Below are 19,802 nucleotides of genomic sequence, written 5' to 3' on the forward strand. Positions count from 1 at the left end.
CCGCCCGTCACCTCACCGGTGGCGGGCGGCCGGCGTCTCAGGCCGACTTCTCGTCGAGGCCGTCGGCGAACAGCAGCCAGGCCTCCGCGCACTCGCGCGCCAGGTCCGCCACCATCGACGCGCAGTGCGCGGGCACCGCGTCGGTGATCCCGCTCCACCCCGACGGCGACAGACTGTGCAGGTCCAGCATTCGCAACAACGTCCGCCCGTTCTCGGTGAACCGCAGCGACGGGTCGCGGCGCAGCGCGTAGACCGCGGCCCCGTGGTTCGCCGGCCGCACGGGCGGTTGGTGCTTCGGGCGTTCCGGTTGCGGTACGGGCGCCTGCACCCGTTCCGGCTCGGTGGTGCGGGCCGGGGTGGCGCGCGCGAGCACCCGGCGGGTCCGGCCGTCGAGCCCGACCCTGTCCCCCGACTGAGGAATTTCCTCACTTGACATCCGCGACCGCACCGCCCCCGCCGTCTTCGGCGAGATCCCCGCGACGGACGCGACGCGGCGGTCCGACCAGTCCGGGTACGCCCGCACGATGCGGACGGCCGCGGCCCTGCGGTCGGCGAGGCTCAACGGCAGGCCGTGGCCGCCGTTGGCCTCGACGGCGAGCACGAACGCCGCCGCCTCGTCGCCGTCGAAGAAAACGACCGGGATGTCGTTCTCACCTCGGGCTATCGCGGCCTGGACCCGGTGCACCCCGTCGATGACGCGCATCGTTTGGCGGTGCACCACGATCGGCGGCAGGTCCTCGACACCGGTGAGCACGCGGACGTGCTCGGCGTCGACGCCGGCCTGCCGGGGCGTGTCAGCCGGTCCCAGCAGGGAGATCGGCACGGTGACGCGCTCAGCCGGTTCCCGGACGGCCCAGTGCGTGCCTTCCTCGCGCAGCAACTGCACAGACAACTGTCTCCCCCAACAGTGTGGAACGCATGGTCGAACCACGGCCTCGGCCGTGTGGTGAACGGACGACCCGGCGTGGCGCCGGGCGGGTCTCAGCCGCGGGCAGGTACCTCCAGCCCGAGGTGGTCGCGCAACGTGCGGCCCCGGTAGTCCTTGCGGAACAGGCCGCGCTGCTGCAGCACCGGCACGACCAGTTCGGTGAACGCGGTCACCGAACCGGGCACGTAGGCCGGGTAGATGTTGAAACCGTCGGCCATCCGCTCCTCGAACCAGAGCTGGATCTCGTCGGCGATCTCCTCCGGGTCGCCGACGACGACGTGCGAGAGCTGTTGCGGGGTGCCGTGCACGAGGTCCGCGTAGGTGATCGTGCCGGCGGTGCGCCGGGTGAGCCGGGTGATCTCGGCGAGGCGCCGCTGTCCGTCCTCGGACACCCGCGCCAGCACCTCGACCGGGACCACGGCGGCGAGGTCGTTGCCGCGCACGTCGACGCCGAACGCCTCGGACGCGGAGGTGAGGTTGCGCTTGAAGCCCTCGCCGATGCCGCCCGCCCTGACCAACTCGCTCGCCTCGACCTCGGGGTCGAGCAGGATCAGCGAGTTCAGGTGGTCGTGCAGCGCGACGGCCTCCTCGGTCGTCGGCGCGACGATCGGGGTCAGGCCGGGCACCACCGTGACGTGGTCCTCGCGGCCGTAGCGGGCCGCCCGCGCCTTGATGTCGGCGTAGTACTCCTTGCGCTTCGCGAGCGTCGGCTGCGGTCCGGCGAACACCATGTCGGCCTGGCGCGCGCCCAGTTCGCGTGCCTGGTCTGAGGTGCCCGCGTTGAGCAGGACGACGTGGCCGCTCGGCGGACGGGGCAGGCCGAGCGGTCCGTCGACCTGGAAGTGCTCGCTGCGGTGGTTGATCGGTTCGTCGCCCGAGTCCCAGAGCTTGCGCGCGATCTGCAGCGTCTCCTCGGCCCACTCGTAGCGCTTCTGCGTGTCCCAGTGCTGCTCGCGGCTGTAGTTCAACGCCGCCGCGGCGTCCGCGCCGGTCACCAGGTTCCAGGCCGCGCGGCCCCCGCTGACGTGGTCGAGCGAGGCGAGGTTGCGGGCCACGCCGTACGGGTCGGAGTACGTCGGGTTCGCCGTGACGACGACGCCGATGTGCGTGGTGGCGGCGGCGATGGCGGCGGCCGCGGCGAACGGCTCCAGCCGGGAGATCTGCGCCGGATTGCTGTGCTGCAGGGAGGGGTCGCACGCCAGGCGGTCGCCCAGGAACACGAAGTCCAGCTTCGCGCGTTCGGCGGTGCGGCTCACCTCCTGGATGAGGTCGATGTCGTAGGCCGCGTCGGGGCTCGCGTCCGGGTGCCGCCAGCCCGCCTGGTGCGTGCCGGTGGCCCAGAACATGAGACCGAGGTGCAGTTCGCGGTCAGCGGGCATTGCTGGTGAGCTCCTCGTCCTTGGTCAGGGCAAAGCGGTTGGGCGCCGGTGCCAGGCCCAGCCGTGCGCGCAGGGTCGTGCCGGCCGGGCGGATCCCGTCCCTCAGCAACGGCAGCACGTCCCGCAGGAACGCGGTCAGCTCGCCCTGGGAACCGCACCGCACCAGGACGTGCGGGTGCCGCAGCCGTGCGGCGACCTCCTCCCGGCCACCGGACGCATCGGCCATGAGAGCGTGACCTTCTTGCGGTGTGGCGGAAAACAGGACGTCGGCGTGGTCGGCGAGAACGTCGTCGGCAGTCGCGAACACCACCGGCTGGCCCTGCGGCGGGCGGATGACGTTCAACGGCCCGCGCACGGCGAGCGCCTCGCCGACGTGGTCCACGACGTGGATCCGGTCCGCGTCGACGAACCTGCCGGTGTCCTTCTCGTGCACGAACGCGCCGTCCTCCCAGCTGTCCCACAGCGCGCGGACCAGCGGCACGAACTCGCGGGCCCTGACCAGCGGGTTCCTGGCCGGGTCGTGGCCCTCGCGGCGGTGGTTGGCGTCGGAGGCGGGGTCGGTCGTGCTGTCGGCGAACCAGCCGACGCGTCCCGCGCTGATGTGGTCGAGGGAGGCGATCTGGCGGGCCAGGCTGTAGGGCTCGTGGTAGCTGGTGGCGGCGGTGACGACGATGCCGATGTCGTCGGTGTGCGCGGCCAGGAACGCAGCGGCGATGAGCGCCGTCGGCGGGCTCGCGCCGTCCGGTGCGGCGGCGGTGCGGTCAGGCAGCACCAGATAGTCGACTCCGGCTGTTTCCGCAGCCTGCGCGGTCACCACGAGTTCGCTCACCGGACGCGTCAAGTCCATTCCGGACAATTGAACGCCGACGGTCGTTGCTGAGGACGAATAAGCGCCGGAGCGCATGCGCCAACCCCCACACAGTTGTTGGTTCTCGAGGTAGCCGTTCGTGGCACGCGTCGCACCGGCAGCCCCCACGGCCGAACGCCAGTAAACCGGCGCGGTGCGAATATCGCAAGATGAGCAATGACCAGGAACTGATTACAAGCAGTCGTGCGAGCACGATGATTTGCGGTCCCCCGCACGGCAACTGCCGGTCAGCGCCGGGCCAAGATCAACCGTTCAGCGCATTGCCTGAGCACACACACTTCCAGACAGTCCGCGGCTCCTTCCTTTGATACCGCCGAACGGTGTACCTCCACCTCGCTCCCACCAATGAGCGATTTCGGCGGTTCCGCCACTTCATGCCGATCTGACATCCGGAAAACATCTGCGCTTCGGGTCGTCGTCACCCAGCGTAAAAAGAAAATGCTCCATCCGAGTGAGAACGACGGCGCTCCCATTGCCTTGCCGGTGTGCGGACGCCACTTATACCGTCCGAACCGTCCGGTTATCGGGGGAAGGAATTTTGTGGACGAGCAAGAATTCGACGTGGTGGTCGCCGGCTCCGGCGGCGCGGGTCTGCTCGCCGCCGCACGGGCCGCCTCGGCAGGACTGTGCGTTGTCGTGCTGGAGCGCTCGGACGTGCTCGGCGGCACGACCGCCGTCTCCGGAGGGATGCTGTGGGTGCCGGACAGCTCCGTCATGAGGCGGGCCGGGCTGCCCGACTCGCCGCAGGACGCGCTGCGTTACCTGGAGCGGGTCGCCGAGGGCACCGTCGAGCGCGACCGGCTGGAGCACTACGTCCGGACGTCACCGGAGATGCTCGACTGGCTGGAGGAGCACACCGGCGCCCGGTTCTTCCCGATCGACCGCCCCGACTACCACTCCGGCTGGCCGGGCGCGGTGGACGTGGGCCGGTGCGTGGACAACGAACCGTTCGACACCGCCCCCTTCCCCGGACTGCTGGAGCGCGTGCGCCGGGGCCCCCAGTTCCCGCCGCTGACCTACGACGAACGGCACCGCGCCCGCTTCACCGGTCCGGACGAATCCCTCCTGGCACAACGACGTGAGCGCGGCGTCCTGACCGTGGGCGCCGCTCTCGCCGCCGCACTCGTGGCCGCCTGCGACGCGCTCGGCGTGACCTTCCGGACCCGCACGCGTGCCACCGCGCTGACGTTCACCGATGGTTCGGTGTCGGGCGTGAGCTGCGAGGACGGCCGCACGTTCGCCGGTCGCGCCGTCGTGCTGGCCAACGGCGGCTTCGAGTGGGACCCGGCGTCGGGCGCGTTCCTCGGCGACACGCCGGTGGTCCCGGTGAGCCCGCCCGTGAACACGGGCGACGGCCTGCGCATGGCCCTGTCGGCGGGCGCCGCCGTCGAACGCATGAACCAGGCCTGGTGGGTGCCCGCGCTGCGCGGCGTCCCGGAGGAGTACGACGGCGCCCCGCTGACGCGGCACCTGGTGGGCGAGCGCTGCCTGCCCGGTTCGATCATGGTCGACCGGCACGCCCGCCGGTTCGTGAACGAGGCGGTCAACTACCACGACATCACGCGCGTGCTCTTCAACTTCGACGCCGACGGCCACCACCCCGCGCACCTGCCGGTGTGGCTGGTGTTCGACGAGAAGTTCCGCACCAGCTACAGCGTCGGCCCGGCTTCCCCGCGCGCACCGGCGCCGTCGTGGCTGACCAGTGCCGCCACCCCGGCACTGCTGGCCGAGGCGATCGGTCTGGACCCGGCGGAGCTCACCAAGACCGTCGACCGCTTCAGCGCGCACGCTCGAGCGGGCACCGACCCCGACTTCCACCGCGGCGAGACCTCACACGACCGCTACTACGGCGATCCACGCGTGCCGGGCAACCCGTGCCTGGGCGAGCTGGTCACCCCGCCGTTCCACGCGGTGCAGGTGGTGCCGGGAGCGCTGGGCACCAAGGGCGGCCCGGTCACCAGCACGTCCGGCGAGGTGCTGACCCCGTCCGGAGAGGCGGTGCCGGGGCTCTACGCGTGCGGCAACGTCTCGGCCGGCGTCTTCGGCCCCGGCTATCCGGGTTCGGGCGGCACTCTGGGTCCCGCACTGACCGCCGGTTATGCGGTGGGAACGGCGCTGGCGGTCGCCCTCGGGTGATCAGTACGGTCCCGTGAGGCCTGTTCGCCGCTCCCGCGTGTCCCTCGGCGAATGGCGCTCTGCGAGGGCGCGTCCTCCAGCCGGAAGAACGACGACGGCGAATCCGAATCGACCTGGAATCCTTTGTTCCGGGCGATTTCCCGACGACCGGTGCCGAACGTCGAACATCGTGTGACGCGTGGAGTCCGAACACCGGGAACGGAGTGCGGACCAGACCTGCGAGGTGTCAAAACACGACCCGATAGGCCTGACCTGCGCATCAAGCCGCTGCAGGTTCGTACTCGTTGCTCAAGCCGCCGTGTACTCGCCGGCGACGTGCGGACCTGCAGTCACGCTCTGCGAGAGCCGAATCGAAAGTCGCCGGCCCGATCGTCAAGCCTCACCAGGAGGTTGCGGGCCTGCTGGGTGGTCCACGGCGCGTCAGGGTTGGCAGTAGTACCGAGGACATGGACATAGCGCTGTGTGTGCCGAAATTACATTCACGCAGGTTAAGCAACGTGACGACACTCGTGGATGACTCCGTCGAGGCGGTCCCCTCCGATCCATGGCTAGGCAGCGGTTCTGGATCGAGGTCTTCGCCAAGATCCCACGCTGGTGGCACGGCCCGGAACGATGCCGCTAGTCCGCAGGCTGGCGGTGCACGCTGCGCACCGCCGCCACGTCCGCGGGCACCGGCGGCCGTGCGGGAATCGCGGCGCTCAGCGCGTCGAGCCTGCGCCGGATGCTGCCCGCGACTCCCTTGCCCAGCACGAAACGGGTGGGCGTGGCCGCGCGCTGGGCGCCGTCGAGCAACCGGTGCGCGGCCTGGCTGCCGATGCCGGTGTTGCTCAGCACCAGGTGCCGCAACCGGTGCGGCCGCTCCGCCAGCGCGTCCGCGATGGCGGAAGTGGCCTGTGCGTCCAGCCGGTTGTCCTCGGCGCCCAGCACTCCGGCGGCCTTGACCCGGCCGAGATCGCACACCTCGACGCCGGCGGCCGCCGCCGCGGTCACCAGGCGGGCCGCGGCCCGCGGACCGATCCCGTTGCTGGCCACGGAGATCCGCCGCAGCCTGCCGGTGACGAACGCGTCGGCGATGGTGTGCGCGCCGTCGTCGCCGAGCCCCGCCGCGGACACGTACAGCTCGCTCACCGCGTCGGCGGCCAGCAACGCCGCGAGGTGGGTCGCGCCGGCCGGGCCGAGCGGATTTCCGCCGAGGTAAAGACGTTCCACCGGCCTGTTGCCCGTGGCCGCGGTGATCACGGCGGCCACCAGCCGTTGCACGGCCGTGGCGTCGAGGCCGGTCTGGACGAGGTCGAGCGTGCGCAACGACCGTGCGGACTCGACGAGCCCGGCCGCCGCGTCGCCGTCGCCGATCGGGTTGCGCTTGAGCCAGATGCCGGTCACCCGGCTCGCCTGGGGCGACATCCGCAGGTTGTCCGCGATGCGGCACGCGCCACCGGCGGTGATCCCGTTGCAGCCCAGGTAGAGCGTCTCGACCTCGCGCTGCACCGCCTCCCCCGCCACGTCGGCCGCGCCGTCGCCGAGACCGTCGGTGCCCAGCAGCAGGTGCTTGACCACGCCGGGCCGCAGCGCCTGCGCCACCAGCTCCGCACCACCCGGCCCGAGGTCCTGCTTGCAGAGGTCCAGCCTGCCGTCGGGCAGCGCGGTGCCGGTCGGGAAGTCCAGCCGCTCCCCCGCGGTCGTCCCGGTGCGCAGCCAGGCCAGCAGTGGTTCCAGCGAGCTCACCACGCCGCCTCCCGGTAGTCCTTGAGGAACACCCCGGCGACCGGCGATCCCGCCTCGCCGCGCACGATCGGGTCGTAGACGCGCGCCGCGCCGTCCACGACGTCCAGCGGCGTGCGGAACCCGACCTCCGCCAGCCGTGCCTTCTTCGGCGCCGGGTTCTCGTCGGTGATCCAGCCGGTGTCGACGGAGCACATGTAGACGCCCTGCTCCGCGAGGTCGGGCCCGCTTGTGCGGGTCAGCATGTTGAGCGCGGCCTTGGCCATGTTCGTGTGCGGATGACCGGAAGTCTTGTTCCGCACGGCGAACCGGCCCTCCACGGCGGTCACGTTGACGACGTACCGGCGCGGATGCGGCGACGCGAGCAACAACGGCAACAACCGGTCGCACAGCAACGTCGGCGCGAGCGCGTTGACCAGCTGCGTCTCCAGCACCTCGGCCGCGTCGAGCTCGCCGACCCTGGCGGACCACGAGTTGACCGGCGCCGTGTCCGGCAGCAGCCCGGCCTCGTCGATCTCCGCGAGAGCCAGCGCACCGCTGTTCTGCCCCAGCGCCAGCATCGGGCTGAACCCCGGCGCCAGCAGGACCTTCTGCGGTGGCGCACCGCTCTCACCGGCGATCAACGCCGCATACGACTCCGGCGGCCGGCGCACGGTCTGCGCCGCGTTGTTGACCAGCACGTCGAGCGGCCGCCCGTCCTCGCGCAGCGACTCGGTGAGCGCGAGCACCTGCCGCGGATCACGCAGGTCGATGCCGACGATCGTCAGCCGGTCCAGCCACTCCGCGCTGCCCGGAGCCTCCTCGAACCGCCGCCGCGCGTCGCGCGGGAACCTCGTCGTGACCAGCAGCTCGGCCCCGTCCCGCAGCAGCATCAACGCCACCTGGAACCCGATCTTCACCCGGCCACCGGTGAGCAGCGCCCGCCGCCCGCTCAGATCGGTGCGCGCGGTGCGGCGCTCGGTGTTCTCGCGCGCGCAGGAGGGGCAGAGCCGGTGGTAGAACGCGTCGGCACGCCGGTAGAACTCCTTGCACACGTAACAACGCCGGGCACGCGACAGCTCCCGTTCCGGCACGTCCTCGACCGGCGGCAGCGGCGCGTCCTCACGGCGGTCCAGCGCACCCGTGGCGGTCGCGGCGTCGACAGCCGCGTCGGCCAGGGCCTTTTCCCCGTCGCGCACCTTCTTGCGGCTCTTCCTGCCCTCACGCGCGAACGACTCGGCGACCCGTTCCGCCTTGAGCCGCACCGGATCATCCGCCGGAAGCGCGCGCAACCGCGCGACGGCCTCGTGGAACGTCGCGAGCTCGGCTTCGGTGATCCTGTCTGTCATGGTGTGGTCCCGGCCGGATTCGAACCGGCGTGATCCGCCCTGCAAAGGTGGCGCGACTGCCTCTGCGCTACGGGACCTGGCCTGCCGGGGCGGCCGGATTCGAACCGGCGTGATCCGGATGTGGAGTCCAGTGCGACTGCCTCTGCGCTACGACCCCGGCATTGGCGCCATCGTAACCAGCGGATCTTCCGTGCCGAGGGCACGGTCCCTACTGGACGGCGAACGGACCGTCGCCCACGAACGCGTACCGCGCGAAGCGCTCGCCGATCAGTTCGTGCGTGGCCGTGTCGGGGTGCAGGGCGTCGGGCAGCGGGTGCGTGACGGCGTCCTGCTCGCCGTAGAGGCGCGTGCCGTCCAGGTAGTGCAGGTTCGGGTCGTTCTCGCGGCGTTCGGCCAAGGATGCCAGCGCCTCGCGGATGATCCGCAACGTCAGCTGCGGCGCGTCCCCGTGCGGACCGGTGGCGGTGAAGACCACCTTGCCCGCGTCGAGCGCCTCCAGGTCCATGCCGCCCGGTCCCGGCGTGTCCTCGTAGCTGCCGCAGAAGATCGGCGACATCAGCACGAGCGGCGTGCTCGGATGACCGTCGCGGATCGTGTCCAGGAAGCCGTGCACGGCCGGCACGAACGCCCGCAGCCGCATGACGTCGAAGTTCACGACGTTGATGCCGAACTTGACGCTGATCAAGTCGGCGGGGCGGTCCCTCATCACCCGCGCGACGAACGGGTCGACCAGCGCGCTGCCGCCGAACCCGAGGTTGTGCAGCTCGACGCCGCCCCGGCGCGCGGCGACCGCGGGCCAGGTGCGGGCCGGCGTGGCCGCGTTGGACCCGCTGCTGATCGAACTGCCGTGGTGCGACCAGATTCGGCGGTCCTCGCCGGCCGGGCGCACCGGCGCGTCCGTGCGCAGGGCGACCAGGTCGACCACCTCGTTGTGCGGCAACCAGATCTCGACGACCTTGTCGCCGGCGGCGAGATCGGTGAACCGCGCGGTGAACGCCGGCCCTTCGTGCACCTCACGCGCTCCGGTCCGCACGTCGACCTCGGCGTGGTCGCCGCCGACGAGTTGCTCGCTGACGAGGAGTTCGCCGTCGGCCACCAGATCGACGCTGCCCCGCAACCGCTCGACGCCGCGATAGGAGACCGCGCTCGGGTGCAGGACCAGCTCGATCACCCGCGCCTCGGTGGCCATCACCAGCCGCACGCCGGAAGGCCTGCTCTCCGCGGTCATCAGCTGCGGGTCGGGGAAGCGCTCACGCACCCAGGCAGGCAGGCGGTGCGGGCGCACACCACGAGCCGTGGCTTCCAGTTCGGCGGCGCCACGCACGAGCTCGTCGGTCAGAGGTGTGGTGATCATGTGCTCACCATGCTCGCACCGGTGCGGGCGGCGCGCTCGACACCCCAGTCGTAGAGCGCCTGCAGGGCGGGTCCCAGGCTCCGGCCCTCGTCGGTCAGCGAGTACTCGACGTGCGGAGGCACCTCGGCCCGCGCGACCAGCCCCGACTCCTGCAGCTCGCGCAGCCGCTGCACGAACATCTTCTCGCTGATGCCGGGCACCTTGCGCCGCAGCTCGCCATAGTGGTGCGGGCGTTCCTTCAGGTGCGCCAGGATCACCGCGCGCCACTTGCCGCCGATGACGTCGAGGGCCAGCTCGACCGGGCAGTTGTACATCGGCGCTCCTCACCAAAAAGTGCGTACTTGCCGGGCATTTCGCGTGCTGCTGGAGTGGCGTCGTGATCAACGACCAGTCAACACCTTCTCTCTACACGTGGGCCGGGGGCGCGGAGGCGCTGCTCCGGCTGACCGAGGCGTTCTACCGCAGGGTCGCGGACGACGCGCTGCTCGCGCCGGTGTTCGCCGGCATGGACCCCGGCCACGCGCGGTATGTGGCGCTGTGGCTGGGCGAGGTGTTCGGCGGGCCGGCCGCGTACACCGGGGAGCGCGGCGGCTACGAGTTCATGCTCTCCCAGCACCTCGGCCGGGCCATCACCGAGGAGCAGCGCCGCCGCTGGCTGAACCTGATCATGGACGCGGCGGACGAGGTGGCGCTGCCGGACGATCCGGAGTTCCGCGCCGCGTTCGTGTCCTACCTGGAGTGGGGCACGCGGCTCGCCGTGCAGAACTCCGCGGCGGACGCCAAGCCGTTCCACGGGGCGCCGGTGCCGAAATGGGGCTGGGGCGAGGCGCCGCCGTACATCGCTCCCTGATCCTTCCGTGGCGAGCACCACACCGCACTGACGGCATCCTCGTGAGACAGTTTGTTCAGAACGTGACACTTCGTTCAGAACAGGAGGTCGAGCGTGCCGGACAACACCGCGGACGCCGTGTTCGCCGCGCTGACACCCGTGCTCGACGGCATCGTGGCGACCTTCGGCCGCAGCTGCGAGGTCGTGCTGCACGACTACCGCGACCCGGAACGGTCCGTCGTCGCGGTCGCCGGGTCGGTCACCGGCCGCGAGCCAGGGGACGCGATGAGCGAGATCGGCCTGCGGGTGCTCGGCGCCGGAGCCGACGCCCGCAACGAGGTCGGCTACCTCACCCGCGCGCAGGACGGGCGGGTGCTCAAGTGCACGACGCTGCCGTTGCGCGACGCCGACGGGACGCTCATCGGCGCGTTGTGCATCAACATCGACGTGTCGGCCATCAACCGCGCCACCGGCGTGCTGTCCGACCTGCTCGGGCTGTCGCCGGTCGAGGAGATCAGCGCGACGACGAACTTCTCCGGCGACCTGGACCAGGTGGTCGAGTCGCTGATCGAGCGGGCCGAACGCGCGCACGCGGTGCCCGTGGCGGCGCTGGGACGCGAGGAGCGGCTGACGCTCGTCCGGTCGTTGAACGAGGCCGGTGTGTTCAGCCTGCGCGGCGCGCCCGCCCGCATCGCGAAGCGGCTCGGCATCTCCCGCACCGGCCTCTACAACGACCTGGCCGAACTCAAGAAGGACAAGCCGTGACGACGTTCATCAGCGAGGCGGAGTCGGCGGCCCTCGTCGACGACGAACTGGCGCTGGAGGCGGCGAGGGAGGCGTTCCTCGCCGCCCTGACGGGATCGACGTTCCCGGTCGTGATCGGGCATTCCTCCGCGCCGAACACCAGGTTCACCCTCAAGTCCGGTTCGGCGGGCGGGCTCGCGGGCGTGAAGATCGGCAGCTTCTGGCCGGACAACACCGATCTCCCCCGCCACAGTTCGACGATCGTGCTGCTGGACCCGGCCACCGGGCGGCTCAGCGCCGTGGTCGAGGCGGCGGCCGCCAACGCCTACCGCACGGCCGCCGCGGACGCGCTGGCCGTGGACGCGCTGGCCCGTGCCGACTCCCGGACGCTGACCGTCGTCGGCACCGGGCACCAGGCGTTGCACGAAGTGCGTGCGGTCAGCCGGGTGCGCCCGATCGAACGGGTGCTCGTCGTCGGCCGCCGTGCTGACGCGGCACGGGAGTTCGCCGCCGCCGTGACCGCGCGGACCGGTCTGCCGGCCGAACCCGCCGGTGCCGAGGCCGGAGTCGCCGCGGCGGACGTGCTCGTCACCGCCACCACGGCCCGGCAGGCGTTGTTCGACGCGAGCTGGGTCGCACCGGGCACGCACATCTCCGCCATGGGCGCCGACGGCCCGGGCAAGCAGGAACTGCCCGTCGCGCTGTACGGCCGCGCATCGCTGTTCTGCGACCTGCCGGACCAATCTCGTGCGATCGGCGAGTTCCAGCACGCCGGGTCCGTCACGCCCGTCGCGCTCGGAGCGGTGCTCGCCGGTGATGCCCCGGGCCGGACGTCGCCCGAGGAGATCACGGTGTTCGACAGCTCCGGCTTCGCCCTTCAGGACCTCACCCTGGCCGCCGCACTGCTGCGCCGCCTCTCGTCAGGAGCATCCGAATGACCGCTGTGGACACCCCGTTCGCCGTGCTGGACACCGACCGGCTGGACCGCAACGCCGCACGCTTGCGCGACCACCTGGCCGGGCTCGGCGTCCCGCTTCGCCTGCACGTCAAGACGTCCAAGTCCGTCGAGGTAGCCCAGCGCGTCCACGACGGCGGGCCGATCACCGTGTCGACGCTCGCCGAGGCCGAGCACTTCGCCGACGCGGGCTACCGGGACGTCCTGTACGCCGTCGGCATCGACCCGCACAAGCTGCCACGCGTCGCCGAACTGCTTCGCCGCGGCGTGCGACTGACCGTCCTGCTCGACTCCCTCGCCCAGGCCGAGGCCGTGACCTCGTTCGCACGCAAGGAGAATCTCCGCATCCCGGCGTTGATCGAGATCGACTGCGACGGGCACCGCGGCGGCGTCACGGTCACCGACCCCGCGCTCCCCGGAATCGGCCGGGTGCTCGGCGACCACCTCGCCGGGGTGCTCACCCACGCGGGCGAGTCCTACTTCGCTTACACACCAGAGGCTCTGCACAAGGCCGCGCAGAACGAACGCGACACCGCCGTCGCCGCGGCCGCGGTCCTGCGTGCCGCCGGCCTCCCGTGCGAGATCGTCAGCGTCGGCTCCACCCCCACCGCCCACGCCGCGACGGACCTGACCGGCGTCACGGAGGTCCGTGCGGGCAACTACGTCTTCTTCGACCTCGTCATGGCGGGCATCGGCGTCTGCACCACCGACGACCTCGCCCTCACCGTGGCCGTCACGGTGATCGGTCATCAGCGCGACAAGAACTGGGTGATCACCGACGGCGGCTGGATGGCGACCTCGCGGGACAGGGGCACGCAGGCGCAGGCGGTCGACCACGGGTACGGCCTGGTCGTCGACGCCGGCGGCACGCTGATCCCCGGCCTCGTCATGACCGGGGCGAGCCAGGAACACGGCGTGCTGAGCACGCGGGACGGCGCACCGGTGCCCGACCTGCCGATCGGCACGCGCCTGCGGATCCTGCCCAACCACGCCTGCGCGACGGCCGCCCAGCACGACCGCTACCACCTCGTCAGCGGCGAGGTCTGGCCCCGTCACCGCGGCTGGTGACCGCTAGAGCGCACTGAGCCAGGAGTGGCCTGGATGCACCTGGGCCAGCCACTTTCTGCAGCGCACGACGCCGCTGCGGTCCGAGCAGGGCAGCACGCCGTCGAAGTCCTGCTGGTCCTTCGGCCGCACCTCCTTGGCTTTGAAGAGCAGCACCAGTTCCGGTGCGAGGAAAGGAATCCGGTCCGCCGTGCGTTCGATGACCACGTCGTACGGCTACCGGATGTCCTCGTCGCGCCGGCCGATCCACGTGCCACCGTCGTGCGGCTCGCGGAAGACGTCGCACAGCCAGTCGCCGGTCGCCGGGTCCCGCAACCAGGTCGCTGTGCGGACGGGTCTGCTCACCTCGGAACAGGTCCAGCGCCCAGCCCGCCGCGACGTACCAGGGAGTGCTGACGCCTGCCAGCAGGCGCGCGATCTCCTCGGGGCGCCACGCGTTCTCCCAGCGGGCTTCCAGCTCCTGGTCGTCCAGCACCACACCGAGTTCTGCCATGCCGCACAGTGTGCGGCCGTGGTCAGGCGGAGCGCGTGTACTGCACCGAACCCGTGCTCGTCCTGAGGGTCAGGATCGCGTCGGCGATGGAGAACGTCGCCGCGCCACCCGCTCCGGCGCCGGCCTTGCCGGTCAGGGTTCGGTCACGCCCGGGCCGTGACCGTCGCGGCCTTCGGTGCCACGGGACGACGGGCGCGAGGTGTGCGGCGCTCCAGGATCCAGTCCGTGAGCAACAGCAGGAGCAGAGGGCTGAGCCAGACGCCGATGCTCGTCGCGGTGTTCCGCATCAGCTCCTCGTTGCCCCCGAACGCGCTGTCGACCTGGGGCGTCAGCACGATCACGGCCGGGACGTTGATGACCCGGCTCAGTGCGATCGACATCGCGAGGGCGAAGCTGCGCGACATCCACCTGCGGTGCTCGTCGTAGCGGCGCAGCAGGGCCATCCGCAGGCCGATGACCGTGATCACCAGCCACAGCGCCGATCCCACGAGGTTGGCGACGAGCACCGACGGGCCCGCCACGGTGTGCCAGCCGACGTACAGGCCGAGCACCCCGGCGGGCAACGCCCCGGCGTAGACGTAGATCCGCCCGGTGATGCGGTGGCCGGTCCGGTGCCGCGCGCGGAACGCCGGCCAGACCTGGAAGCAGGCGGTCGCCATCGCCACGGCGCCGAAGAGGACGTGCGCGACCAGCAGCGGGTAGTAGAGGTCGTTGCCCTCCGGTGGTTTCAGGCGGGAGTGGGCCGGATCGAAGGTCAGGTAGGGCGGCACGGAGAACGCCAGGAACGTCGCCACCACCAGCATCAGCGGCGCGATCCAGGGCCGGCGCCACCAGCCGGCCTTCTGACGTGGCGGAACCGGTGCGTGCGTCGAGGTCATGACAGATCCGTTCGAGGTGGGGACCAGGCCGAAACTATGTACACCATACATAGAAACGTACGACGTACATAGTTTTAGGATGACACCGGGCGACCGGACGGGATGGCGGATGACGACACGTGACAGCAAGGACTCCGATCTGCAGCGCAGCCTCACGCTGCTGTGGACGGAACGCCGCCGTGGTCAGCGGGGGCCCCGCTCGCGGCTCAGCGTGGAGCTGATCGCGCAGGCCGCGGTCCGGATCGCGGACGCGGACGGGCTGGAGGCGGTGTCCATGCAGCGGGTCGCCACCGAGCTCGGCTACTCGACGATGTCGCTCTACAACCACGTCCCGGGCAAGGACCTGCTGCTGGAGGTGGCCGCCGACGTCGGCGCGGGCGCTCCCCCGGACCTCGGCGGCACCGCGGACTTCCGGGAGGCGGTCCGGCGGTGGGTCGGCGCGCTGTGGGCCGGTTTCCACACCCGTCCCTGGATGTTGCGCGTGCCGCTCGACCACGCACCCGTGGGTCCCAACCAGCTCGCCTGGCTCGACCGCCTGCTGCGTCCCCTGCTGGCGGCCGGACTGCCCGGCGGCGAGGCGAGGGCCGCGGCCCTGCACCTGACCGCCGTCGTCCGCGGCACGGCGCAGATCAGCATGAGCATGGCCGGAGAACCCAAGCGCGACAACGGGATCCCGCGCGCCGGCGCGGACCTCACGCACGTCGTCGCCGAATTCCTCGATCCGGCGGACTACCCGGCGCTGACCGCCGTCCACGCGGCCGAACTCGCCGCCCCTGCGCGGGCGGACGGCGACGTGCTGCCGTTCGAGCTCGCCTTCGGCGTGGACCGGTTCCTGGACGGGATCGAGGGCTGGGTGGCGGCAAATTCGCGTGACTAGGCGCTTGCGGGCTCTGCTACGGTGTCCGCGATGATCACCAACTCGAGCAGATCGGGGGTCCCGTTCACCAAAGGTGAGTGCTGATGCACCACTCGACCGTGAATGGATCCTCCCGCCTCACCTTCTGGTCGCACGTGCGCGAGTTCGCCGTGCCGGCGTCGATGATCGAGTCCGCGACCGCCCGCCGTCAGGCCGGTGACTGGTCCGGAGCCTGTGCTGCCGCACGGGTCGATGTCGACATCAACCTCCGTGCCCTGAGTCGTACGCGGGGCAAGCAGTTCGCGGACCTGGTCCGCACCGATCTGCGTCATCTGGCCCCCGACCTGCTTCGGTGGCACTTCCCTCGGATCAGGCCGGACGGCGTGTTGCGTCCAGGCCTCACCCTTTCCCTGGCCCGGTATCGACCACCGGACGGTGGCGACGAGGTGCATCTCGTCGCACGCACACCGCCCGCCTGGGCCGCTGCGGGGCAACGGATCAGCCTCGCGCTGTGGGAGAGGTCCGGGACCTTGAGCAGGGCCGGCAGCCATCCGCATCCGCGGCCCGATCGGCGTTTCCGGCTCGATCTGCACCGTCACCTGTGGGATGCCCGCAGGGCTTCCGAGCTGCGAGAACGGTGCGGTGCCGCGCAGTGCGACCCCGAGCAGCCGGACGGCCGCGCCACGCACCGGTGGGCGGCCGAGGCCGCGCTGCTGCTCCGTGCGGAGGGGTGGCCGGGCAGCGCCGTCGTGGTCCGGCTCACTTCCCGGCAGCAGGTCGTGCTCGACCTGGACGCGCCGGGGATCACCGCGACCGCACCGCGTCGCTGCACGCTGCCGGTCCTGCCGGACGCGGCGACCTGGGTGCCGCCCGACCTGGAGCTGTGGCACGCCGGCATGATCGCCGCCGACCGGCTGCACCCCCTCGTCAGGTCCGCGCTGCTGCCGGAGCACCGGCCGGCGAGTGCGCCGGGAAGTCCTGACAGCACAGCGAGTTCACGCCTCGTCGACTGTCGTGGCGCCCTGCACCGGATCGGCGTGGTGGACGGGGTGCTCGTCCCGCTCGACCACGATCCGGACGAGATCCGCCGGGAAGAGCTGCTGGCCGCACTGGGTGGCCAGAGCCTGCCGTGCCTGCACGCGATCGACACCGCGCATCGGCACCCGGAAGATCTCCTGGACATCCGCGCCCGGCTGGACCACGGCGACGTCGCCGGTGCCCTCGCCGTCGTCGAAGGCCTGCTCGGACCGGACGCGCTGCTGCTCAGCGGGGCGTTGCGCGACGAGCTGGAGACGGCGGCGCGGCGCAAGGTCCTGCACGGGCTGTACCGGGCGGAACTCCACGACGTCCGGTCACTCCGGTCCATTGAGGACTGCCACCGGCCGGGCCGCCGCGCTCGCCGGCGGCACGCGGCTCTCCGCCACGCCTGACTCACCCACCCTTTCCTCGCCCGGCCGGCGCACGGCCTCAGACTTGAACCAAGGTGATCGACACATGCCCTCTGCCACGACTGTCCACATCGGATCGACGAGCACCCGGCCGCTGGACGTGGCCGCCGACCTGCTCGCCCTGCTCGGCGACACGAACACCGAGTGGCGCGCCGACCCGCAGCTGGAGGCCCTGACACTGGCCGTCTCCGCCGACCTGCCGGTGTTGCTGTGGGGTGAGCCCGGAATCGGCAAGACCGCGGCTCTCACCCAGCTCGCCGACTCCCTCGAACTACCGCTGACCACGGTGATCGCCAGCGTGCACGAACCCTCCGACTTCTCCGGCCTGCCGGTGGTCGGCGACGACCCGGCGACGCAGGGCGTGCCGATGGCGCCTCCCGACTGGGCGGTCCGGCTGGTCAGGGCCGGGCGCGGACTGCTGTTCCTGGACGAGCTGTCCACCGCGCCGCCCGCCGTGCAGGCCGCGTTGCTGCGAGTGGTGCTGGAACGCCGGGTCGGCGCGCTGCGCCTGCCGCCGGGCGTCCGGATCGTCGCGGCCGCCAACCCCCGTTCCTCGGCCGCCGACGGCTGGGAGCTGAGTCCGCCGCTGGCCAACCGGTTCGTCCATCTCAAGTGGACGTTCGACCACGAGGTCGTGGTGCGCGGGCTGGGCGGGACCTGGCCGGTCGCCGCACTGCCGCGGCTGGCCCCGGAAATGGTGCCCGACGCGGTGGCGTTCGCGCGGCGGGCGGTGTGCGCGCTCCTGGCCGCCCGGCCGAACCTCGTCCACCAGCTGCCCAAGAACGAGACGCTCCGCGGCGGCGCCTGGCCCTCACCGCGCACCTGGGAGATGGCGCTGCGCCTGATCGCCTTCGCCACGGCGGCCGGCACCTCGCGGGACGTGCTGTCCATGCTGGTGCGGGGCACCGTCGGAGAAGGTCCCGGGCTCGAACTGCTGGCGAGCCTCGACCGGCTGGACCTGCCGGACCCCGAGGAGTTGCTCGCGGATCCGGCGGCGGCCGTGCTGCCCGAACGCGGCGACCTGCGGCAGGTGGTGCTCGACGGAGTCGTCGCGGCGGTGCGCAACCGGCCGGACGAGGCCCGCTGGAACGCGGCGTGGGCGCTGCTGACCCTCGCCGTCGAGACCGGCGCGCCGGACCTGGTCGTCGTGCCGGCGAGCACGCTCGCCGCGCTGCGGCAGGACGACTGGCAGGTTCCCGCGGCGATCGAGCAGCTGGCCGGAGCGGTGTCGCTGTCGCAGCGCGCGGACCGGGCCAAGGCACGCGCCAGGACCGTCGTGGGTGCCCACTGATGACGACGCGGACACTGGACGAGGAGAAGCTGTTCGCCGCCCGCCTGTACGCGGTGCACTGCCGGCCGTACCTGGCGACGGCGTTGTTCGCCCTGAAAGTCGTGGAGTCGCAGCAGGTGCCGACGATGGCGGTCGACCGGTACTGGCGTTGCTACGTCTCGGCGGCGTTCGTCGACGCCAGACCGGTGGAGGAGCTCGCCGGGATCTGGGTGCACGAGGTGTCGCACCTGATCCGCGACCACCACGGGCGCGGCGACCGGTTCGCGGCGCGCCACGAACTGACCGGGCCGGGCGAGCGGCTGCGGATGAACATCGCGGCGGACTGTGAGATCAACGACGACGTCTTCGGCGACGGCCTGGTGTGCCCGGACGACGCCGTGCTGCCGACCGCGCTCCGGTTGCCGACGGGCCAGCTGATGGAGGACTACCTGCGGCAGTTCCGGCTCGGCCCGCACACCAACGCGTTCGCCTGGCTCGACTGCGGCAGCGGCGCGGACGGCCTGGAACGGGAGTGGGAGTTCGGGGCGGACGGCGCGCACGGGCTCACCGCGCAGGAACAGGACGCCGTCCGATTCCGCGTGGCGCAGAGCATCACGGGCCACCCCGGCTCGCTCCCCAAGGGGTGGCGGCGGTGGGCGGAGGAGGCGTTCCACCCGCCGCAACCGTGGCGCGAACTGCTGGGATCGGCGGTGCGTTCCGCCGTCTCCGGCCCCGGCGTGGGCGAGGACTACACGTACGGCAGGCCCGCCCGCAGGTCGGCCAGCGTGCCGGGGGTGGTCCTGCCGAGCCTGCGCCGCAGGCCGCCCAAGGTCGTCGTCATCGTCGACACGTCCGGGTCCGTGAGCGACGCCGAACTGGGCAGCGCGCTCGTCGAGATCGCCGCGATCGTCCGCGCGGTGGGCGGCCGCCGTGATCTCGTCTCGGTGCTGTCCTGCGACGCCGCCGCCCACATCACCGGTCCGCTGTGCCAGGCGGAAGGAATCCCGTTGGTGGGCGGCGGTGGCACGGACCTGCGGGAGGGCTTCGCCAAAGCCCTGCGCACGCGACCGGACGTGGTCGTGGCCCTGACCGACGGCCAGACCCCCTGGCCCGACGCGGCACCGCCCTGCCGGACGGTGGTGGGCCTGTTCCCGCGACCACTTCCGTCCGGCGAGGACGACGAGGACGATCCCGACTACGTTCCGGACACACCGCCCGGCTGGGCGCGGGTCGTCACCATCGGCTGACCGGACGCGGCGCCCGCGCGGGTCGGTGTGCAGCTCGCACCCGGCCACACGCCGCCGGAGTGGCCGGACGGCCCGACCCAGCAGCAGGTCCACCTCGACCTGTGGGTCGAGGACTTCGCCGAGGCGCACGAGCAGGTCATCGCACTGGGCGCCAGGGTGCTGAGGCCGGCCATCGGGAACACCAGCGGGGACGACTTCCAGGTGTACGCCGATCCCGCCGGTCATCCCTTCTGCCTGTGCTGGCTGGTGGCCGACCAGCGCAAGTGACCTGTTGGCCGCAGGTCGTTGCGGCAGAAGGCGCA

At 71.7% G+C, this 19,802-nt stretch carries 19 protein-coding genes, 2 tRNA genes and 1 pseudogene; 10 read left to right on the forward strand and 12 right to left on the reverse strand.

Annotated elements, in window-relative coordinates:
* Window positions 1–37: 37 nt before the first annotated feature.
* The 3 genes from AB0M48_RS31960 to AB0M48_RS31970 all read right to left on the reverse strand — a co-directional run bounded on the left by AB0M48_RS31960 (window position 38) and on the right by AB0M48_RS31970 (window position 3,154).
* Window positions 38–886 (reverse strand): ParB/RepB/Spo0J family partition protein, encoded by an 849-nt coding sequence (locus AB0M48_RS31960; RefSeq protein ID WP_363849330.1) that lies wholly within the window; start codon window positions 884–886, stop codon window positions 38–40.
* Window positions 887–981: 95 nt separating this feature from the next.
* Window positions 982–2,307 carry an LLM class flavin-dependent oxidoreductase gene (locus tag AB0M48_RS31965; RefSeq protein WP_363849074.1) on the reverse strand — a complete coding sequence of 442 codons (1,326 nt, stop codon included), beginning with the start codon at window positions 2,305–2,307 and terminating at the stop codon, window positions 982–984.
* Window positions 2,297–3,154 (reverse strand): LLM class flavin-dependent oxidoreductase, encoded by an 858-nt coding sequence (locus tag AB0M48_RS31970; RefSeq protein WP_363849075.1) that lies wholly within the window; start codon window positions 3,152–3,154, stop codon window positions 2,297–2,299. The genes AB0M48_RS31965 and AB0M48_RS31970 overlap by 11 nt, the downstream gene beginning before the upstream one ends.
* A gap of 561 nt (window positions 3,155–3,715) precedes the next feature.
* On the opposite strand from AB0M48_RS31970, the gene AB0M48_RS31975 reads away from it, so the two are divergent.
* Window positions 3,716–5,311, forward strand: a complete 1,596-nt coding sequence (locus AB0M48_RS31975; RefSeq protein ID WP_363849077.1) for an FAD-dependent oxidoreductase — start codon at window positions 3,716–3,718, stop codon at window positions 5,309–5,311.
* Between the two features lie 618 nt (window positions 5,312–5,929).
* Here AB0M48_RS31975 and AB0M48_RS31980 read toward each other — a convergent pair.
* The 6 genes from AB0M48_RS31980 to AB0M48_RS32005 form a co-directional block, all read right to left on the reverse strand.
* On the reverse strand, window positions 5,930–7,039 hold the full coding sequence (locus AB0M48_RS31980) for a ribonuclease inhibitor (RefSeq protein WP_363849079.1): 1,110 nt from the start codon (window positions 7,037–7,039) through the stop codon (window positions 5,930–5,932).
* Window positions 7,033–8,361, reverse strand: a complete 1,329-nt coding sequence (locus tag AB0M48_RS31985; protein ID WP_363849080.1) for an SDR family NAD(P)-dependent oxidoreductase — start codon at window positions 8,359–8,361, stop codon at window positions 7,033–7,035. Before AB0M48_RS31985 ends, AB0M48_RS31980 begins: the two co-directional genes overlap by 7 nt.
* Before the next feature lie 4 nt (window positions 8,362–8,365).
* Window positions 8,366–8,438: transfer RNA gene (locus AB0M48_RS31990), tRNA-Ala, on the reverse strand.
* Between the two features lie 7 nt (window positions 8,439–8,445).
* Window positions 8,446–8,519, reverse strand: a tRNA-Trp gene (locus AB0M48_RS31995).
* Between the two features lie 50 nt (window positions 8,520–8,569).
* Window positions 8,570–9,715, reverse strand: coding sequence for a GDSL-type esterase/lipase family protein (locus AB0M48_RS32000; protein ID WP_363849082.1), 1,146 nt, complete (start codon window positions 9,713–9,715; stop codon window positions 8,570–8,572).
* Window positions 9,712–10,029, reverse strand: coding sequence for a helix-turn-helix domain-containing protein (locus tag AB0M48_RS32005; RefSeq protein WP_363849084.1), 318 nt, complete (start codon window positions 10,027–10,029; stop codon window positions 9,712–9,714). Before AB0M48_RS32005 ends, AB0M48_RS32000 begins: the two co-directional genes overlap by 4 nt.
* A 62-nt stretch (window positions 10,030–10,091) precedes the next feature.
* Between AB0M48_RS32005 and AB0M48_RS32010 the strand changes: the two genes are divergently transcribed.
* The 4 genes from AB0M48_RS32010 to AB0M48_RS32025 all read left to right on the forward strand — a co-directional run bounded on the left by AB0M48_RS32010 (window position 10,092) and on the right by AB0M48_RS32025 (window position 13,311).
* Window positions 10,092–10,565, forward strand: a complete 474-nt coding sequence (locus AB0M48_RS32010; RefSeq protein WP_363849085.1) for a group II truncated hemoglobin — start codon at window positions 10,092–10,094, stop codon at window positions 10,563–10,565.
* A 93-nt stretch (window positions 10,566–10,658) separates the two neighbouring features.
* Entirely contained in the window at window positions 10,659–11,309 is a 651-nt protein-coding gene (locus tag AB0M48_RS32015; RefSeq protein ID WP_363849087.1) for a PAS domain-containing protein, read from the forward strand.
* Window positions 11,306–12,226: an ornithine cyclodeaminase family protein gene (locus AB0M48_RS32020; RefSeq protein ID WP_363849089.1), complete on the forward strand. Its 921-nt coding sequence runs from the start codon at window positions 11,306–11,308 to the stop codon at window positions 12,224–12,226. The genes AB0M48_RS32015 and AB0M48_RS32020 overlap by 4 nt, the downstream gene beginning before the upstream one ends.
* Entirely contained in the window at window positions 12,223–13,311 is a 1,089-nt protein-coding gene (locus tag AB0M48_RS32025) for an alanine racemase (RefSeq protein WP_363849090.1), read from the forward strand. The genes AB0M48_RS32020 and AB0M48_RS32025 overlap by 4 nt, the downstream gene beginning before the upstream one ends.
* 3 nt (window positions 13,312–13,314) lie before the next feature.
* Here the strand turns inward: AB0M48_RS32025 and AB0M48_RS32030 are convergent, their stop codons facing one another.
* From AB0M48_RS32030 to AB0M48_RS32040, 3 genes are all read right to left on the reverse strand, one after another.
* On the reverse strand, window positions 13,315–13,515 hold the full coding sequence (locus tag AB0M48_RS32030; RefSeq protein ID WP_363849091.1) for a hypothetical protein: 201 nt from the start codon (window positions 13,513–13,515) through the stop codon (window positions 13,315–13,317).
* Between the two features lie 9 nt (window positions 13,516–13,524).
* On the reverse strand, window positions 13,525–13,653 hold the full coding sequence (locus tag AB0M48_RS32035) for a hypothetical protein (RefSeq protein WP_363849093.1): 129 nt from the start codon (window positions 13,651–13,653) through the stop codon (window positions 13,525–13,527).
* Window positions 13,654–13,944: 291 nt separating this feature from the next.
* Window positions 13,945–14,679, reverse strand: a complete 735-nt coding sequence (locus AB0M48_RS32040; RefSeq protein ID WP_363849095.1) for a DUF2306 domain-containing protein — start codon at window positions 14,677–14,679, stop codon at window positions 13,945–13,947.
* A gap of 109 nt (window positions 14,680–14,788) precedes the next feature.
* Here AB0M48_RS32040 and AB0M48_RS32045 point away from each other — a divergent pair, with 109 nt between their 5' ends.
* From AB0M48_RS32045 to AB0M48_RS32065, 5 genes and pseudogenes are all read left to right on the forward strand, one after another.
* Window positions 14,789–15,556: a TetR family transcriptional regulator gene (locus tag AB0M48_RS32045; RefSeq protein WP_363849096.1), complete on the forward strand. Its 768-nt coding sequence runs from the start codon at window positions 14,789–14,791 to the stop codon at window positions 15,554–15,556.
* A gap of 83 nt (window positions 15,557–15,639) precedes the next feature.
* Entirely contained in the window at window positions 15,640–16,965 is a 1,326-nt protein-coding gene (locus tag AB0M48_RS32050) for a hypothetical protein (protein ID WP_363849097.1), read from the forward strand.
* 64 nt (window positions 16,966–17,029) lie between these two features.
* Window positions 17,030–18,274, forward strand: a complete 1,245-nt coding sequence (locus AB0M48_RS32055) for a MoxR family ATPase (RefSeq protein ID WP_363849099.1) — start codon at window positions 17,030–17,032, stop codon at window positions 18,272–18,274.
* Window positions 18,274–19,500, forward strand: a complete 1,227-nt coding sequence (locus AB0M48_RS32060) for a VWA-like domain-containing protein (RefSeq protein WP_363849100.1) — start codon at window positions 18,274–18,276, stop codon at window positions 19,498–19,500. The genes AB0M48_RS32055 and AB0M48_RS32060 overlap by 1 nt, the downstream gene beginning before the upstream one ends.
* A 9-nt stretch (window positions 19,501–19,509) precedes the next feature.
* Window positions 19,510–19,767: pseudogene (locus tag AB0M48_RS32065) on the forward strand (VOC family protein); the annotation flags it as partial.
* Window positions 19,768–19,802 lie beyond the last annotated feature (35 nt).

It is taken from the genome of Lentzea sp. NPDC051208 (assembly GCF_040682435.1).
Taxonomy (GTDB): Bacteria; Actinomycetota; Actinomycetes; order Mycobacteriales; family Pseudonocardiaceae; genus Lentzea; species Lentzea kristufekii.